Annotated in this window: 17 protein-coding genes and 1 tRNA gene; 3 read left to right on the plus strand and 15 right to left on the minus strand. The window is 57.1% G+C overall.

From position 1 onward, the window contains the following. Window positions 1-210: 210 nt before the first annotated feature. From tsf to V7730_RS08530, 5 genes are all read right to left on the minus strand, one after another. On the minus strand, window positions 211-1086 hold the full coding sequence (gene tsf, locus V7730_RS08510; protein WP_335747172.1) for a translation elongation factor Ts: 876 nt from the start codon (window positions 1084-1086) through the stop codon (window positions 211-213). 100 nt (window positions 1087-1186) lie between these two features. Further along, a complete protein-coding gene (rpsB, locus tag V7730_RS08515; RefSeq protein WP_335747173.1) occupies window positions 1187-2050 on the minus strand; it encodes a 30S ribosomal protein S2 in 864 nt (287 codons plus the stop codon). 182 nt (window positions 2051-2232) lie between these two features. Further along, the gene (locus V7730_RS08520) at window positions 2233-3066 is read right to left on the minus strand and encodes a lysophospholipid acyltransferase family protein (RefSeq protein ID WP_335747174.1); all 834 of its coding nucleotides are present in this window, start codon (window positions 3064-3066) and stop codon (window positions 2233-2235) included. Beyond that, window positions 3063-3812 carry a GNAT family N-acetyltransferase gene (locus V7730_RS08525; protein WP_335747175.1) on the minus strand — a complete coding sequence of 250 codons (750 nt, stop codon included), beginning with the start codon at window positions 3810-3812 and terminating at the stop codon, window positions 3063-3065. The genes V7730_RS08520 and V7730_RS08525 overlap by 4 nt, the downstream gene beginning before the upstream one ends. 146 nt (window positions 3813-3958) lie before the next feature. Further along, on the minus strand, window positions 3959-4141 hold the full coding sequence (locus tag V7730_RS08530; RefSeq protein WP_335747176.1) for a DUF3553 domain-containing protein: 183 nt from the start codon (window positions 4139-4141) through the stop codon (window positions 3959-3961). Window positions 4142-4174: 33 nt separating this feature from the next. Here V7730_RS08530 and V7730_RS08535 point away from each other — a divergent pair, with 33 nt between their 5' ends. Then, on the plus strand, window positions 4175-4768 hold the full coding sequence (locus V7730_RS08535) for a histidine phosphotransferase family protein (RefSeq protein WP_335747177.1): 594 nt from the start codon (window positions 4175-4177) through the stop codon (window positions 4766-4768). On the opposite strand, the gene V7730_RS08540 is transcribed toward V7730_RS08535, so the two are convergent. The 10 genes from V7730_RS08540 to V7730_RS08585 form a co-directional block, all read right to left on the minus strand. After that, on the minus strand, window positions 4765-6030 hold the full coding sequence (locus V7730_RS08540) for a glutamate-5-semialdehyde dehydrogenase (protein ID WP_335747178.1): 1266 nt from the start codon (window positions 6028-6030) through the stop codon (window positions 4765-4767). The two genes, V7730_RS08535 and V7730_RS08540, sit on opposite strands and share 4 nt — an antisense overlap. A gap of 10 nt (window positions 6031-6040) precedes the next feature. Further along, window positions 6041-7147, minus strand: a complete 1107-nt coding sequence (gene proB, locus V7730_RS08545) for a glutamate 5-kinase (RefSeq protein ID WP_335747179.1) — start codon at window positions 7145-7147, stop codon at window positions 6041-6043. Then, window positions 7135-8169, minus strand: coding sequence for a GTPase ObgE (gene obgE, locus V7730_RS08550; protein ID WP_335747180.1), 1035 nt, complete (start codon window positions 8167-8169; stop codon window positions 7135-7137). The genes proB and obgE overlap by 13 nt, the downstream gene beginning before the upstream one ends. Before the next feature lie 16 nt (window positions 8170-8185). Further along, the gene (locus V7730_RS08555) at window positions 8186-8716 is read right to left on the minus strand and encodes a GNAT family N-acetyltransferase (RefSeq protein ID WP_335747181.1); all 531 of its coding nucleotides are present in this window, start codon (window positions 8714-8716) and stop codon (window positions 8186-8188) included. Between the two features lie 2 nt (window positions 8717-8718). Next, window positions 8719-9321 (minus strand): LysE family translocator, encoded by a 603-nt coding sequence (locus V7730_RS08560; RefSeq protein WP_335747182.1) that lies wholly within the window; start codon window positions 9319-9321, stop codon window positions 8719-8721. Next, a complete protein-coding gene (locus tag V7730_RS08565; protein WP_335747183.1) occupies window positions 9318-9875 on the minus strand; it encodes a GNAT family N-acetyltransferase in 558 nt (185 codons plus the stop codon). The genes V7730_RS08560 and V7730_RS08565 overlap by 4 nt, the downstream gene beginning before the upstream one ends. A gap of 88 nt (window positions 9876-9963) precedes the next feature. After that, window positions 9964-10233, minus strand: coding sequence for a 50S ribosomal protein L27 (gene rpmA, locus V7730_RS08570; RefSeq protein WP_335747184.1), 270 nt, complete (start codon window positions 10231-10233; stop codon window positions 9964-9966). 11 nt (window positions 10234-10244) lie between these two features. Then, window positions 10245-10952, minus strand: coding sequence for a 50S ribosomal protein L21 (locus V7730_RS08575; protein WP_335747185.1), 708 nt, complete (start codon window positions 10950-10952; stop codon window positions 10245-10247). A 194-nt stretch (window positions 10953-11146) separates the two neighbouring features. Continuing rightward, window positions 11147-11956 (minus strand): hypothetical protein, encoded by an 810-nt coding sequence (locus tag V7730_RS08580; protein WP_335747186.1) that lies wholly within the window; start codon window positions 11954-11956, stop codon window positions 11147-11149. Between the two features lies 1 nt (window position 11957). Beyond that, entirely contained in the window at window positions 11958-12800 is an 843-nt protein-coding gene (locus V7730_RS08585) for a DUF2059 domain-containing protein (protein ID WP_335747187.1), read from the minus strand. 144 nt (window positions 12801-12944) lie between these two features. On the opposite strand from V7730_RS08585, the gene V7730_RS08590 reads away from it, so the two are divergent. Then, a tRNA-Ser gene (locus V7730_RS08590) sits at window positions 12945-13034 on the plus strand. Window positions 13035-13109: 75 nt separating this feature from the next. Further along, window positions 13110-13358: a DUF6538 domain-containing protein gene (locus V7730_RS22615; RefSeq protein WP_443070198.1), complete on the plus strand. Its 249-nt coding sequence runs from the start codon at window positions 13110-13112 to the stop codon at window positions 13356-13358. Window positions 13359-13385: the final 27 nt, after the last annotated feature.

Consider the following 13385-nt stretch of genomic DNA (forward strand, 5'->3'; position numbering starts at 1 on the left):
AGGCGCATTTTAGGCCTTGCTGGCCGGAGCGGCTGGATCAAGCTCCTTAGAGCTGCCAGTTTGCCTGAGGGCAGGCAGCGTGGCTTCTTCTCGAAGAAGCTGCGCTGCTTCTGGTTCCCAATATGAGACCGTTGTGGTGGTTCGGGCAGCCTAAACGAAAAGAGGCGGGGCTTGTCACCCCGCCTCTTCCCAATCTGTAACGCTGAAAGCTTAACCTTTGGCGGCTTTTGCTACTTCAGCAGCAAAGTCTTCTTTCACGACTTCAATGCCGTCGCCAACTTCCAAACGTACGAAACCAGTGATGGTTACGCCTGCTTCTTTCGCAGCGGCACCAACTGTCAGGTCAGGGTTCACAACGAACGACTGGTTCAGCAGTGTCACTTCGGACATGTATTTTTGCATGCGGCCAACGATCATCTTTTCAATCACGGCGTCTGGCTTGCCGGATTCTTTTGCGATGTCGATCTGGACCTGCTTTTCTTTCTCGACAACAGCCGGATCAAGATCTTCTTCCGAGAGCGACGCTGGGTTTACCGCTGCGATGTGCATCGCAACCTGCTTACCGAACGCTTCGTCGCCACCGGTCATTGCAACCAGAACGCCAATTTTGCCCATACCGGGAGCGGCCGCATTGTGCACGTAGGACACAACAAGCTCACCTTCGATGGAGAACATCCGGCGCACGGACATGTTCTCACCGATGACGGCAACAGCGTCCATCACAGTCTGCTCGACGGTCTTGCCGCCCATGTCAGCCGCTTTCAGCGCGTCGAGGTCAGCCGTTTTCACAGCGACAGCGGCAATGCCTGCAACCATTTTCTGGAAGTCAGCGTTTTTGCCAACGAAATCGGTTTCGGAGTTCACTTCAACGGCAACACCACGACCACCTTCAACGCTTACGGCAACAAGGCCTTCAGCGGCTGTACGGTCGGATTTCTTTGCTGCTTTGGCCAGACCTTTGGTGCGCAGCCAGTCAACCGCGGCGTTGATGTCGCCATTGGTTTCTGTCAGTGCCTTCTTGGCGTCCATCATGCCCGCGCCGGTCGAGTCGCGGAGTTCTTTGACCATGGATGCTGTAATTGCCATCGCTATGGGTCTCCTATCTGGGGTTTTATATGCTTTCGGGGCAGGTATACCCTGCCCCGTATGACATTATTGTGAAGGCTGCACTCAGGCAGACCACACATTAGGACTTCGCGTCTGCGACTGTCTCTTGCGTGGATTCGATGTCCAGAGGAGCATCCTTGGCAATCGCGTCGTTCGCTGTCGCTTCGGCAGAAGCACCGCCCAGAGGCATTTCGGATACGGCTTCTTCAACAGGAGCCTGCTCCATCGCGCCCAGATCAACGCCAGCGGCGCCCAGCTGTGCGGACATACCGTCAAGAGCAGCGCGGGCGGCCAGATCGGTGTACAGAGCAATGGCGCGTGCCGCGTCATCGTTACCCGGAATGATGTAATCGATGCCATCAGGCGAGCAGTTGGTGTCAACCACGGCAACAACTGGAATACCCAGCTTGTTGGCTTCGGCAATTGCCAGCTGCTCTTTGCGCACGTCGATGACGAAGATCAGGTCAGGACGGCCGCCCATTTCGCGGATACCGCCGAGGGATGCCTGCAGCTTGCCCTGGTCACGTTCCATGCCCAGACGCTCTTTTTTCGTCAAGCCGGCAAAACCGATCTCGGACTGCTCGTCGATGTGCTTAAGGCGCTGGATGGACTTGGACACGGTCTGCCAGTTGGTCAGCGTACCACCGAGCCAGCGGTGGTTCATGTAATACTGTGCGCATTTCTCTGCGGCTTCGGCGATCGGCTGTGCCGCTTGACGCTTTGTACCAACGAAGAGAACGCTGCCGCCTTTGGCGACTGTATCACGGATGATTTTCAGAGCGTCTTCCAGCATCGGGACGGTCTGTGTCAGGTCCATGATGTGGATGCCGTTGCGCGCGCCGTAGATGTAAGGACCCATACGTGGGTTCCAGCGCTGCGTCTGGTGGCCGAAGTGTACGCCTGCTTCAAGCAGTTGACGCATGGAGAACTCAGGAAGAGCCATGTCTTTTTACCTTTCCGGTTTAGCCTCGTCGGGGGTCTGACCAACGGAATGCTGGCCAACCGGCGGAACCTTTGGGATATCGCCCCATCAGTCCCAATCCCCGACTGCGGGATTTAAGTAGAGCGCGATTACCGCACCAGTGGCATTAGTGCAAGGGAAAAGTCACCGCAAAAGGCTGTGCATTATGACTGTGCCAGTGCTTTTACGTGGGCGCTGCGGACCGCCGCCTCGCAGGCAGCGGCCAATGCTTTGCGATTTTCAAAGCCAGCCACAGGCAAAGGCGTGCCGTAGATCACTTCGACCCCACCCGGTTTGGCGAGTGCCAGTATGGCCAGAAGATGCGGACCAAGGTCCATCCCGCCCCACCAACCATAGAACCGGGCGTCCTGCCCCTCTGGCGCACGGTAGATAACAGTCACGGGTTGCACATAGATTTGTTCTCGAATCTCGGGTGCAAAGAACGCCTGAAACAACGTTGTCTTGAACTGCAGGACCTGCATGCCGTCGGTGCTGGTTCCTTCGGGAAAGAACAGCAACTTATGACCCGCCAAGAGCCGGTCTTGGAACACCTCTGTTTGCGCCCGTGCGCGCGCGGGATTACGCTCGATAAACACGGTGCCGGTGGCGCGCGCCAGCCAGCCGATTGCGGGCCAAGACGCCACTTCGGACTTAGAGACAAAATAAATCCGTTTGGCCGCATTGAGCGCAAAGATGTCGAGCCAGCTTGAATGGTTGGCCACCACAGCGCCGCGCGTCTCCATCGGCGTACCCGTGAAGGTAAAGCTCATCCCCATCAGGCGGAAAGCATTCCGGCAAACAAACCGTGTGATCGCAGGCGTGACAGGCCGGTGCAGGCCGTAGAAAGGCCGCTCTACCAGACGTACGGCCAGCAGAACAATAAGCCCCCCGAACACGAGCACAATCATCGCGGCACCTCGCAATAGCACGCGCGCCAAACCGGTCAGGCCGAGGCGCGGCATGCTTGGATAGCTAGACGTGTCCCATCTGGCGCTCATGCCTTGGCACCACCATAGATTTTCGCCTGCCGTGCGTTCATCTGCGCCGTGTCCATAATCAGAAAGACGTCCGTGGTGTTGAATTTATGATCCACAAAGGCCCCCTCGCCCACACAACCGCCAAGCCGAAGATAGGCTTTGATCAGGCTTGGCACCTGCACCATAGCTGCGCGCCGATCAAGGGCACCTTCCGCGATCATGTCCATCGGCTGAAATGAGCCCTCATGGGCCTGCACCCGCAGGTCTAGTGGCGCAAGATGGCGGTGATGCAACAAGGACAGCGGCGCAGCCAGTGTCGCAATGTCGGTACCATGAAAGCTTGCCACGCCAAACAGAACATCGATGCGGTGCTGCGCCACATAATGCGCCAACCCGCGCCACAAACAATGCATGGCCGTACCTCCGCGGAAATCACGGTGCAGGCAGGAGCGTCCCAATTCCAGCAACCGCTTTCCCGAGGCCTTGAGCCGCGCCAAATCATATTCGCTTTCCGAATAGAAACCGCCCGCCGCTTTCGCCTGACATCCTCGCAACAAGCGATAGACCCCCACGACCTCGGCACTGTCTTTTACCGTCAGTATCATATGATCAAAATATGGATCAAACCAGTCCCGTTCCAGACCGGCCGCGTGATCCACCAGATCACCGCCACCGCCCAGTTCGTGGACAAAAACATCATATCTCAACCGTTGGGCAGCGTGCAGCTCTGCCTCTGTTTCGGCCAGCTTGACCGTGAACTCTGTCATGCCGCCTCCAACTTGTTGAGTGCGCCCCCGCTAAAAGGTTGGGGACATATTTGCAACGTCTGCGCGCTTTGCGAATTACAACCTAAGGTTTGCATTTCATGTATGCCCACCAAAGAGTTACACATAATTAACGCTGTTTTGTGATTTTAACTATCAAACACCGGAAGCATGGCGATCCGTGTACTGTCGATGACAACTTTACCAGCCTCTCTGAAATTCACTGTGAGCTTACCGCTGATGTTGCTTTGCACTTGCCCCACTCCCCAATCGGGCATCCCAGGGTGCCGCACCAGCATGCCCGGCGTCAGGATCGCATTGAAATCTTCCATATTTTTTTCCTTTCTTGCAGGGACACCACTTAAATGAACCAAAACACCGACTTCGCCGCCTTGATCGGGAGCCGCATCTGTCATGACCTGATATCGCCAATTGGCGCCATCAACAACGGTCTGGAGTTGATGGAGATGAGCCAACCGTCAAACAGTCAGGAGATGGACCTTATTGCGGAAAGTGTGACCAATGCCAGCGCGCGCATCAGGTTCTTTCGTATCGCATTCGGCGCGGCAGACACCCAGATGGTCGGTCGACCAGAGGTGGTCTCGATCCTCAAAGATAACTACATTTCTTCGCGTCTTTCGGTCGTTTGGGAGCCAGAGGATGCTCAGCCAAGGCGTTTGGTCAGGCTCTCTTTTCTAGCAACCTTGTGCATGGAAAGCGTGATGCCCTACGGAGGCAGAGTCGAGATTTCGATTGAGCATGGCCAGGTTGTGCTGACCGGTCACGCGGACAAATTCAACGTGGACGAAAGCCTGTGGGCGATGCTTGAAAACGGCGCAGAAGAATCCGATCTGCGCCCCGCACACGTCCAGTTCGGCCTTCTCCCGACACATGCTACCGCCGAAGGGCACACGCTCAAGGTTGAACGCGCTGAAAACACCGTTCGCATCAGCCTCTAGCTGCGGACGGTTCCGTCCCCTGTTACCAGATATTTGAAGCTGGTCAGTTGCTCGGCCCCCACGGGGCCGCGCGCATGCATTTTGCCGGTCGCAATTCCGATCTCCGCGCCCATGCCAAATTCACCACCGTCGGCAAACTGGGTTGAGGCATTGTGGATCAGGATCGCACTATCAAGACCGTTCATAAACGTTTGTGCCGCCTGTGCATCCTCAGTGATAATGCAGTCGGTGTGGTTCGAGCCATAGCGCCGGATATGCGCCATCGCAGCGTCAAGGCTGTCTACTTCCTTCGCGGCAATGATCATGTCCAGATATTCGTGCCCCCAGTCGTTTTCGGTGGCGGGCACGACCCCTTCGATCGTGGAAAGCCCAGCATCGCCGCGCACCTCCACCCCCGCGTTGACCAGCGCGCGGATCAGGCCGTTGCCGATGTTCGGCACCACATCATGGTGGATCAGCAAGCATTCCGCAGCCCCACAAATACCAGTGCGACGGGTCTTGGAGTTCATCACGACCTTCAGCACTTTTTCCGGATCAGCGTCCTTGTCGATATAGATATGCACGATGCCTTCAAGATGCGCAAAAACTGGTACGCGCGCTTCGCGTTGGACCAAGCCGACCAGCCCTTTACCGCCGCGCGGCACAATGACGTCGATCGTGTCAGTCATGGTCAGCATTTCCTGAACCGCCGCTCGGTCGCGCGTCGGCACAAGTTGGATCGCGTCTTCGGGCAGCCCTGCATCGCGCAGCCCTTGCTGTAAACAAACGTGCAAAGCGCGGCTGCTGTAAAAACTCTCTGAGCCACCGCGCAAGATGACGGCATTACCAGACTTTAGGCACAGCGCGCCGGCATCGGCCGTCACATTAGGGCGGCTTTCATAGATCACCCCGATCACGCCAAGGGGTGTGCGAACGCGGCGGATGTGCAGGCCGCTAGGCTGGTCCCACTCGGCCATCACTTCGCCCACCGGATCGCGCTGCTCTGCAATAGCGCGCAGCCCGTCGATAATGCTGCGCAGACCTGCCTCGTCCAACTTGAGACGGTCCAGCATGGCGGGGCTGAGCCCTTTTTCTTTGCCATAGGCCATGTCCAGCGCATTGGCGGCATAGATCTCTTCGCGGTCGCTCCAGACAGCCTCTGCCGCAGAAACCAGCGCCGCGTGCTTGCGCTCCGCATTTGCGGTGGCCAGAATGGTTGCTGCCGCTTTGGCACGCTGGCCGATGTCCGCCATTAGCGCGGGGATGTCTGAAATCTCGGTCATGGTCGTGTCCTTATAGTGCCATATCGTCACGGTGGATTAAGGCAGCGCGTCCCGGATAGCCCAGCAGCGCTTCGATCTCGGCGCTTTGGTGGCCCTGTATCAATCGCGCCTCAGCAGCAGAATAGCGGGCAAGACCGGATCCGATCCCTGCCCCGTCAGGCCCGACAAGCGACACAGCATCGCCCCGTTCAAAGTGGCCGATAACATCGGTAATGCCAGCGGGCAGTAAGCTTTTGCCGCGTTGAAGCGCCGCTACAGCACCGCCATCCAGCGTCACTGCGCCCAAAGGTTTCATGGCCGCTATCCAGCTTTTACGCGCGGCTTGCGGATCAGTCTGGGCGGTAAACCATGTCGCATTAGCACCCTGATCAAGCGCTGTCAGCGGGCGCAAGGCCGACCCTTCGGTGATCGCCATCGCACAGCCGGCCGACACCGCCGTTTTGGCCGCCATCAGCTTGGTTTTCATGCCGCCCTTGCTCAGGCCCGATCCAGCATCGCCTGCCATTGCCTCGATCTGCGGGGTGATGCGGTCAATTACATCGAAACGGGTAGCACTTGGGTCATCCGCAGGATTGGCGGTGTAGAACCCGTCCACGTCCGACAACAAGATCAACTGGTCAGCCCCGACTGTCACGGCGATCTGTGCCGCGAGACGGTCATTGTCACCAAACCGGATCTCATCCGTGGCGACGGTATCGTTTTCGTTCACAATCGGAACCGCGCCAAGGCCCAGCAGGGTTTCAAGCGTTGCGCGGCTGTTAAGGTAGCGGCGGCGGTTGGCACTGTCTTCCAGCGTCACAAGCACCTGCGCGGTGGTGATCCCGTGCGGAGCCAGAACCTCTTCATAGGCGCGGGCAAGCCGGATTTGACCCACGGCAGCCGCGGCCTGCGATTGCTCAAGCGCCAGCGTGCCAAGCCCAAGACCCAAAACACCGCGCCCCAGCGCGATAGAGCCGGATGAAACCAGCACTACATCCATGCCCAACCCTTTGAGCCAGACCACGTCTTGTGCCAATGAAGTCAGCCAATCTGAGCGCAGGCTGCCAGTGGAGCGATCCACCAGCAGGGCTGAGCCGATCTTTATGACAACGCGTTTGGCCTGTGTCAGGGCTGCCAAGGTGATTCCTCCTCAGCAGGCTTCTGGCGCAAACGGTCGTCATCAATCTGCTCACGCAGGGCACGCAATACATCAACCGTATTCGTCTGCGCGACACCAGACATTGTCATGATCTCTCCGCCGCAGGATTTTTCCAATTCAGCGCTGGCACTTGCCAGCTCTTCCTCATCTAAAGCATCAATCTTGTTGAGCACAGTGATACGCGGGCGATCGGCCAGCGCACCGCCATAGGCTTCAAGCTCACCAATGATAGTGTTGTAGTCCTCGGTGATCGTCTCGGACGTGCCGTCGACCAGATGCATCAAGACTGCGCATCGCTCCACGTGACCCAAAAAGCGGTGGCCAAGACCCCGCCCCTCGTGCGCGCCCTCAATCAGCCCCGGAATGTCAGCAACCACGAATTCGGTGTTATCGACACCGACCACACCAAGGTTCGGGTGCAATGTGGTGAAGGGGTAGTCGGCCACTTTTGGCCGTGCATTAGACGTCGCTGCCAGAAACGTGGATTTACCCGCATTGGGCAGACCCAGCAGTCCCACATCCGCAATCAGCTTAAGCCGCAGCCACAGAGTGCGCTCAACCCCGTCTTGACCGGGGTTAGACCGGCGCGGCGCCTGGTTGGTCGCAGATTTAAAATGCAGGTTACCCCAGCCGCCATTGCCGCCACGCGCCAGCTCAACCCGCTGGCCCAGCTCGGTCATATCGGCAAGCACTGTCTCTTCGTCTTCGTCGAGGATTTCGGTGCCTACGGGCACGCGCAGAACAATATCCCCGCCGTCCTTGCCGGTGCGCTGTTTGCCCATGCCAGGTTGGCCGTTTTTGGCAAAGAAGTGCTGCTGGTAGCGAAAATCGATCAGCGTGTTCAGCCCGTCTACAGCCAAAGCCCAGACAGAACCGCCGCCGCCGCCATCGCCGCCATCAGGGCCGCCGAATTCGATGTATTTTTCCCGCCGGAACGAGATACAGCCGCCGCCACCGGCACCGGAGCGGATGTAAACTTTGGCGAGATCGAGGAACTTCATATTATATCCTAAAGGTTTACCGCAGCTTGAGGCTGTAGGTCCATGTCGGCACCGTCGCGTTGCGCGCGAGGCAAAAAATTTCAGCATCACCTAAATAGGCGAAACCCGCGTTGGTGAGCACTTTGGCAGAGGCGGGATTGTCATGGAAGACGCTAGCAAACATTGCGTCATTGCCAAGCGGGTTTCCGGCCACAAGCGCCTGCACGGCATCAGAGGCCAAATGGGTCCCCCAGAACGGTGGTGCGACCCAATAGCCGACCTCGGACTGGTTTCTGTCCAGCCGCATCAGGCTGATCACGCCCATAACCTCTTCGCCGCTGGTGCCACCATCCATGACCCAAACGTCTTCTTCGCGATCAGGCGCCATCGCCCGCTCAATAAAGCCGGCAATCAGACCTGGCGGCAAGGGATGCGGCAGTCGTGGTGTGTTCTGCGCAAGCCGGATATCGGAGGCGTAATGCTCTATCCGCGTCAGATCGGACATTTGCACAGGACGCAGCGCAAACCGTTCAGTGATCAGAGATTTTTGTTGTGTCGAAATATCCATACTCAAAACTTTGCACCAAAAAGAACAAACAATACCGAAGCAACCGTCAGCCCGGCGAGGGTCCACATTAGATAGGGTTCGGCACGCGTGCCTGCAACAGTGCGCGCGATTGCACTGCCTCCCAAGGTCCATAGCGGGTGCATCACCAGCTGGCAGGCCAACAGCACAACGGCGACAGTGGCAGTCGCGGTCAGTGTCGGCACATCAGGCCCGACGAAGGCCGTGAAACTGCCCACGATCATCGCCCATGCCTTGGGGTTGAGTGGATGCACGATCAGCCCTGCCGCGAACCCGGGCACGGTGGATGCGGCATCCTCATGACCCAAACGCAAGTTTGCCACCTTCCACGCCAACCAGATGATATAGGCAGCAGAGATATATTTGAGCGCGGCAAACACGCCCGGCGCCGCCTCTGCCAGCTCCATAAGGCCAAAGCCGATCGGCCAAATGATCAGCTGCTTACCCAAGGCCACACCGGTGACGAACGGCAGGGCTGCGCGAAAGCCAAAGCGCGCGCCTGTGGCCAAAAGCGCCATATTGGCAGGACCGGGCGTGCCCACTTGACTGGCCGCAAAAACGGCCAAGGGAACAAGCGCAATGCTCATACCGCCGACCCTACATATTCAGTATTCAAAAGCCCCATTATCACATCATCCTGCCAAACCTGACCCACTTTTGACGACTGCCGCTCGCGGCCTTCTTCGACAAAGCCCACCTTGCGGCAGGCCACAATGGCGCGGGTGTTGGAGGCCAGAACCCGCACGGCGATACGATGCAGGCGCATTGCTTCAAAGGCATGACGCATCAACAAATGGATTGCATGGGGACCGATCCCCTGCCCCAGTTTTTTTTGATCTAGAATAGAGATAAACATGTCTGCACGGCGATCTGCCGACACATGTGACTGTAGACGTATTTCTCCGATCAACGCGCCCTGTTCCTCGATCACCCACGCGAAAGGTTGCGAAGACAGCGTCGCAAACCAGCTCTCTGCTTCCGCTGTCGAAATCGGCTTAGGCTCGCCCAAGGGGATTCCGAACATCTGAGTGATTTCCGGCACGCGGCCCAACGCTTTGCGGGTCGCAATATCGGCCTGAATAGGCGCACGTAGCCTAAGACCCTTACGAGCCAATTCCGGAATGGGATCTGATCTGGTCATGGGCCATTCTCCTAAGGGAGTGACATGAACGAAAAAGGGACCGGCGTCTCCGCCGATCCCTGATGCTGTATCATTCTACGGGTACGGCTTATTCAGCAGCTTCCGCTACCGGTACAATAGAAATGAATGTACGGTTTTTCAGGCCCTTGTGGAACTGAACGTTGCCGTCAACAGTTGCGAAGATCGTGTGATCCTTGCCCATGCCCACGTTCAGGCCTGGCCAGAACTTGGTGCCGCGCTGACGCACGATGATGTTGCCGGGGATGACAAGCTCACCACCATATTTTTTAACGCCAAGGCGACGACCAGCTGAGTCGCGCCCGTTACGGGATGAGCCGCCTGCTTTTTTGTGTGCCATTAGGTCTCTCCTTAGCCTTTTGCCAGATCTTTGGCCTGTGCGATCCAGTCTTCACGACCGACACGACCTTTGAACGACAGTTTCTCTTCAATCTCTTCTACGTCAGCATCTGACCACGCCGCAATCTGTGCAAATGTGGTGATGCCTGCGTCATTCAGCTTGCCAACGATGACTGGGCCAACGCCGGAGATCTGGGACAGATCGTCGCCTTCACCCTTTGCAGCTTTCTTCGCCTTGGCAGGCTTTTCAGCTTTCTCGGCCTTGGGGGCCTCTGCTTTCGCAAGCTTGGCTGCTTTTGCTTTCTTCGCAGGTGCCGCTTCAACGGCTTTACCTGTGATGGCTGCAACTGCGGCTGCGGATACGGAACCCGTACCGATGGCTGCTGCTACGCCAGATTTACCAGCGCCGGATGCCAGGATCTCGGTGATCTTGACCAGTGTCAGCTTCTGACGGTGGCCTTTGGTGCGCTTGGAAGAGTGCTTCCGACGACGTTTGACGAAGTGGATGACTTTCTCGCCTTTGATCTGGTCAACAACTTCGGCTTGGACGCCGGCGTCTTCGATCATTGGCGCGCCTACTTGTGGGTTGTCACCACCAAGCATCAGCACTTCGTTGAATTGAACTGTCTCACCGGCAGATGCCGCAATACGCTCTACGCGGAGCATGTCGCCCGCTTGAACTTTATATTGCTTACCGCCTGTTTTCAGGACCGCAAACATAGGTCTTCCTTCACATTTTTCGCGTCTTGTGGCCCCCGGTATCCGGGTGTTCGCGAGGGGGTATTCCCCTCACCGTCAGACAGCGCGCCCTTGGGCGTCATTAACAAAACCCCGGAATCGGGAATTCCCGCCGAGTTGCGCGCTTATCAGCGGATCAGGGGCGCAAGTCAAGCGGTGGCAAACAGATTAACGGTCTAAAGCTCTTCGGCCGCCATATTCATCGCCATGGCAAGGCCAAGCGCATAGGAGATGTCTTCGTAGAGTGGATCAAAGCCCGCGAAAAACCCGTTGTTGAGCGCACGACCGGTCTCAGATTCAGAGAAATCGGCATAGGTTGTAAGGTCTTCAAGGCTAAGCGGACTGTAAGCCAGCGTGAAGAACGCGCCAAGCCAACTACTAGTGTCTTCGGTGATTGCCTCACGTTCGGACAAGACATCATCAAGTATTTCCTCATCGCTCATCGTGTAGACATCGCCATCAACCAGCGCGCGCAGGAACTGGTAGTTGGAATTGAGCGCTGAGGTCACATTGCGGTTGATCAAATCACCCGCCTCAATCATCCGGTTGACCTGAACCAACCGCGCATCGTTGCTGTCTTGCTGTTTTGTGAACGTTGTCCGCGCCTGTTCCTCTACATCTGGATCAGCAAGTGCACGCCGTGCCGCATTCTCGAGCGTTATGATCTGACCGCCCAGATCCGTTGCAAAAAAGGCAATCGCCTCTTCGAGCACTTCACCGTCCAGTGCAGGCTCCAATCCCGCGCGGATGCCTTCCGCGATACGCTCCGGGTCATAGATCCGCGTCACCTGCCCTGACCAAGCCGGGCCTCCCTGCCCCTCCAGCCAATCCTTATTCAGCGTTGCGCCAAATTGGAGACCTTCGGCATGCAAAATGCTACTCAGCTCGCGGATTTGTAGCACGTCCATCAGCACCGTGTGTCGCGCACCGGCCCACAGGGGCAGCGCGGTGAGCATGATCAGAAAGACACCAAGCAGTTTGCGCATCTTACAGGTCCTGACTTGGCTGCATCTGGCGCAACCGCTCCGCCACGGCCTCGAACCTGTTTGCCATGATCTCGTACTGGACCGCGTTCATCAACGCATAGACTTGCTGCATATCAGGATGCTCCAGCGCATCGGCGTAAGCGGTCATCTCGGCATCCGAAAACGCCTGATAGGTATAGGCTGCCCCTTCCAGCGCGCTTTGGCGCAAGTTGACCCGCAATTCATCTTCTTGCGACTGCATCGCCTCGCGCAAATCGGGTTCATCCATCTGAAGCTCGATCACGCCAGCGCCGGCCGCCGCCATCAAGAACCGTATCTGGACCTCTTGAATGGACTGGAGCGAGCTGTCCTCGCTCCCGCTGGCACGGTTCAGGCGCTCCAGAATGGCAACGCGGTCTGACCCGATCCTGTTTAGACCTTCAATGATCTGCGCCCCGCTTTCGGATTTCAGCCCGTCTTCTTCAACCATGTGCGAACTGTTTTCGGCCACGACCAGATTCTGCCCAAGCTCGGAGGCGTAAAAGTCGGCCGCATGGGTCAGCAAGTCATCCGTCAGTGTTTTCTCAAGGATATTAATGGCCATATCATGCATCAATTCGGTCTTAAAAACTTCAGACACCAACCGCTTCCATTCCGATCCAAAGTCCTCGGCCTGCAGGCCCAACATCTGCGGCGCAGCATCCGCTGACAAACGGATACTCTCAAGCGCGACATCAAAACCGGTCACTTCAAGAAATGCCTCTACCTGCGCGCGTTCAGCGGGCTCCGCAGTGGCAGTCAAGGCAATGCCCCCCCACATAAGGGCCACAAGTGGGATCATTAGGGCCTGACGGATCGACTGCATGGGCTTTCCTTTGCAAATTACCGCCTACAAGGTAGCTGTTATACAAGGCGCTGCAATGAAAATTCTGCGCAACGGCAAAGATGCGCACGCAGCCTCTTGCTCCGGCGTCAAAATCCTACTAAACGGGCGATCCTAGTCCCCCGCGGAGAGGTGCCGGAGTGGTCGAACGGGGCGGTCTCGAAAACCGTTGAGGGTGCAAGCCTTCCCAGGGTTCGAATCCCTGTCTCTCCGCCATAACTCACCATTGCCCTTTTTCCTATGATTATATAGGCTTGGAGTATCCCGAGGAGGATACTTTAGGAGGATACGATGGTCGAATATCCAGCAACTTCATTGGCCATAAACAAGGGCAAATACTATGTCCTCTTGACGGTCCCGACAGAACTTCGCCAGTACTTCAATAATCGCAAGCAACTGAAACGCTCCACCGGCACAAGCGATTTACGCGATGCCGAGCGCAGACAGCACGGCATAGCCACCGATCTCTATGCACAGCTGGACAAATGCAAACCGGATATCCGAGACGTCATCAGCGTGTTGAATGTCACTGAGAACTGACCCGGTATTTTCACCGAGATTTGACCC

The sequence above is a fragment of the Sulfitobacter sp. genome, assembly GCF_036961165.1.
Taxonomy (GTDB): domain Bacteria; phylum Pseudomonadota; class Alphaproteobacteria; order Rhodobacterales; family Rhodobacteraceae; genus Sulfitobacter.

Coding starts and splice junctions, on each gene's coding strand:
- tsf (WP_335747172.1), bottom strand. CDS start 1,086: ATGGCAATTACAGCATCCATGGTCAAAGAACTCCGCGACTCGACCGGC.
- rpsB (WP_335747173.1), bottom strand. CDS start 2,050: ATGGCTCTTCCTGAGTTCTCCATGCGTCAACTGCTTGAAGCAGGCGTA.
- V7730_RS08520 (WP_335747174.1), bottom strand. CDS start 3,066: ATGAGCGCCAGATGGGACACGTCTAGCTATCCAAGCATGCCGCGCCTC.
- V7730_RS08525 (WP_335747175.1), bottom strand. CDS start 3,812: ATGACAGAGTTCACGGTCAAGCTGGCCGAAACAGAGGCAGAGCTGCAC.
- V7730_RS08530 (WP_335747176.1), bottom strand. CDS start 4,141: ATGGAAGATTTCAATGCGATCCTGACGCCGGGCATGCTGGTGCGGCAC.
- V7730_RS08535 (WP_335747177.1), top strand. CDS start 4,175: ATGAACCAAAACACCGACTTCGCCGCCTTGATCGGGAGCCGCATCTGT.
- V7730_RS08540 (WP_335747178.1), bottom strand. CDS start 6,030: ATGACCGAGATTTCAGACATCCCCGCGCTAATGGCGGACATCGGCCAG.
- obgE (WP_335747180.1), bottom strand. CDS start 8,169: ATGAAGTTCCTCGATCTCGCCAAAGTTTACATCCGCTCCGGTGCCGGT.
- V7730_RS08555 (WP_335747181.1), bottom strand. CDS start 8,716: ATGGATATTTCGACACAACAAAAATCTCTGATCACTGAACGGTTTGCG.
- V7730_RS08560 (WP_335747182.1), bottom strand. CDS start 9,321: ATGAGCATTGCGCTTGTTCCCTTGGCCGTTTTTGCGGCCAGTCAAGTG.
- V7730_RS08565 (WP_335747183.1), bottom strand. CDS start 9,875: ATGACCAGATCAGATCCCATTCCGGAATTGGCTCGTAAGGGTCTTAGG.
- rpmA (WP_335747184.1), bottom strand. CDS start 10,233: ATGGCACACAAAAAAGCAGGCGGCTCATCCCGTAACGGGCGCGACTCA.
- V7730_RS08575 (WP_335747185.1), bottom strand. CDS start 10,952: ATGTTTGCGGTCCTGAAAACAGGCGGTAAGCAATATAAAGTTCAAGCG.
- V7730_RS08580 (WP_335747186.1), bottom strand. CDS start 11,956: ATGCGCAAACTGCTTGGTGTCTTTCTGATCATGCTCACCGCGCTGCCC.
- V7730_RS08585 (WP_335747187.1), bottom strand. CDS start 12,800: ATGCAGTCGATCCGTCAGGCCCTAATGATCCCACTTGTGGCCCTTATG.
- V7730_RS22615 (WP_443070198.1), top strand. CDS start 13,110: ATGGTCGAATATCCAGCAACTTCATTGGCCATAAACAAGGGCAAATAC.